Source organism: Kineococcus esterisolvens, assembly GCF_050871405.1.
Taxonomy (GTDB): domain Bacteria; phylum Actinomycetota; class Actinomycetes; order Actinomycetales; family Kineococcaceae; genus Kineococcus.
Window position 1 is genome coordinate 1 of record NZ_JBJLRI010000140.1, and the last position, 2322, is coordinate 2322.

General features: G+C 72.4%; 4 protein-coding genes. 2 read left to right on the forward strand and 2 right to left on the reverse strand.

What is annotated here, in order from left to right; all coding sequences use genetic code 11:
• Both ACRYR8_RS21075 and ACRYR8_RS21080 read right to left on the reverse strand, forming a co-directional pair.
• A partial coding sequence (locus ACRYR8_RS21075) for a hypothetical protein (RefSeq protein WP_432486221.1) occupies positions 1-239 on the reverse strand: 239 nt, incomplete at its 3' end.
• 373 nt (positions 240-612) lie between these two features.
• Complete coding sequence (locus ACRYR8_RS21080) at positions 613-1068, reverse strand: hypothetical protein (RefSeq protein ID WP_432486222.1); 456 nt, start codon at positions 1066-1068, stop codon at positions 613-615.
• A 261-nt stretch (positions 1069-1329) separates the two neighbouring features.
• On the opposite strand from ACRYR8_RS21080, the gene ACRYR8_RS21085 reads away from it, so the two are divergent.
• On the forward strand, positions 1330-1776 hold the full coding sequence (locus tag ACRYR8_RS21085; protein WP_432486224.1) for an SRPBCC family protein: 447 nt from the start codon (positions 1330-1332) through the stop codon (positions 1774-1776).
• Between the two features lie 176 nt (positions 1777-1952).
• Positions 1953-2216 (forward strand): hypothetical protein, encoded by a 264-nt coding sequence (locus ACRYR8_RS21090; RefSeq protein ID WP_432486225.1) that lies wholly within the window; start codon positions 1953-1955, stop codon positions 2214-2216.
• The last annotated feature ends 106 nt before the right edge of the window (positions 2217-2322 follow it).

Sequence of the window (2322 nt, forward strand, 5' to 3'; positions counted from 1 at the left end):
ATGACGACGCCGATGAGCAGCAGCACCAGCAGCGAGAGCAGGCCGGCCGTCCTCTCGGTCGCGGCGGAGAGCTGCGGGCCGGCGGCGGCCGGGTCGATCCACCCCTGGGGGTGGGACAGGTTCCCGATGGCCCACCAGGTCGCCACGGCCGTGGCGGGCAGCGCGGCGGTGACGGCGAGCAGCGTGGGGACCGGGTGCGGGCCCGTGTGGCGGGTGGGCGAGGTCGCGGTCGGGTGCACGACGGCCTCCGTGCTCTCGGGGGTGCTGGTGCGCTTCGGCGGTCTGGGTTGTGCGGACCTGCGGGTCACCAGTGTGGCAGTGCGGTGCGACACCGGGGGTGCGCACCAGTGTGGTCGCGCGAAGACGGGGCCAGGAGCGTCTGGTGGTGCGGGAGCGGATCACTTCGCAGCTTATCCACTGAGTCCTCAGGGGTGTTGCTTTGCAGTGCAGACGGTTCGATAGGACCGGTTATCCAGCGGTGTGTCGCTGACGGCGATCGTGTGGATTGCGGGATGACCGTAACGTCATCGGCAGATCCGGGCGGCCAACGACGTCTTGGCCGGCGGCATGAGCGCTCCCGTGGTTGGGGCGGTGGCCCAGCCCTCGGCGGGCTCAGCAGCTGGCCAGCAACCGGTGCGCGGCGGCGACGATGTCTGCCTCGCAGGCCGCGCGGTGCGCGGGGGCGTCCTCCCACTCACTGGCCAGCCCGGCGAAGGCGGCCAGTGCGTCGGGGTGGCCCAGCGGACTGCAAGCGTGCCGCCAGATGCGCCGGGCGGCCTCGTACGGCGCCAAGGTGCCGTCGACTGCGGCCTGCGCCCAGGCGTGGGCCATCTGCCAGTGGGCCTGCTTCTCGCTCAGGACGGGCACGCCCAGTTCGTCCAGGGCTGTGCTGAAGGCGTCGTGCACCTGGCGTGGGTCGGCGCCGTCGAGACCGGCCAGCTCGCGCAGAGCGGGGCTGTCGTGCCCGTACGCCAGCGCGTGCGCGGCCCAGGTGGGCATCTGCTCGACCGGCAACAGGTCCAGCACAGCCCGGGCGCGGGCCTGGCGCAGCTCTTCCACGCTCCTCATGTGCCGTCCGCAGCCACCCTGACTTCGGCAGATCCGGTAAGTCGGTGCGGTTGCCTTCGTTCTGTTGACGATTGGCTGTCGGGACGCAGCTTTGGCGTTCATGGATCCAAGCGGCGCAGCCCAGCAACAGGTGATGTTCGCCAGCTGCCCCTGGCCCGACCCACGCTGCAGTCGGACATCGAGCGGTCAGTGTCCAATCGATGAGTTCGGGCGGCGAGGACAGTCCCATCGTCGACACGCACCATCGACTAGGAGGACACCATGGCGACCCGTCCCATCGAGAAGGAGATCGACGTCGACGCCCCACGTGAGCGGGTGTGGGAGGTCCTGACCGGCGAAGTCACGTACCGGCAGTGGACCGCGGAGTTCGCCGAGGGCTCCTACGCCGAGACCGACTGGCAGGAGGGCAGCAGCGTCCGTTTCCTCGGCCCCGACGGGACAGGGCTGGTCGGCCGGATCCTCGCCAGCCGGCGCCCGGAGCTCCTTGACATCGAGTACACCGGCGTCGTGGGTGGTGGCGGCGACGACACCGAGAGCAAGCAGGCGCGCCTGTGGTCGGGGACGCACGAGACGTACCGCCTGGCCGAGGCGGGCGGCGGGACGCTCCTGGCGATCTCCGCCCCGATGGAGGACGCCTACTACGACGACATGGTGGGGGCGTGGGACCGCGCGCTGGCCATCGTCAAGGAGTTGGCCGAGGTGCACTAGATCACGCACCGTCTGCGGGATGACCGTGCGATCGACGCAGCAGTCGACCTAGCGTGGCCGGGTGGACAACCCCGCCGACGCCCGGCCCCTGAGCGCGGACGAGGCCGACGTGTTGGCTCTCCTGCTGGGCGCAGGACTTTCCCGGCGCCGTCCAGCTGCGCCTCCAGGCTCAGCACGTGCTGGCCGCCCCGGGGTGCGCGTGCGGGTGCGGCACCATCGCCCTGCGCGTCACCGACGCGCACGCCCCACGGGCGCACCTGCTGGACGCGCATCCGGCGACCGCTGACTTCGCCGCTCCTGGGGAAGGCGGGGTGGTCACCCTGATCACTGCCGACGGGCGGCTGGAGGAACTGCGCCTGTCGTGGTGGGGCCAGGACCCCACGCCGATGCCCCGGGCCAGGGATCTGACGCACCTGTGGTGCGCTGCTGCCGATGCTTGACCACGCGAGCGGACGTGGGGGGGGGGGGGGGGGGGGGGGGGGGGGGGGGGGGGGGGGGGGGGGGGGGGGGGGGGGGGGGGGGGGGGGGGGGGGGGTGGGGGGGGGG

Coding starts and splice junctions, on each gene's coding strand:
- ACRYR8_RS21080 (WP_432486222.1), bottom strand. CDS start 1,068: ATGAGGAGCGTGGAAGAGCTGCGCCAGGCCCGCGCCCGGGCTGTGCTG.
- ACRYR8_RS21085 (WP_432486224.1), top strand. CDS start 1,330: ATGGCGACCCGTCCCATCGAGAAGGAGATCGACGTCGACGCCCCACGT.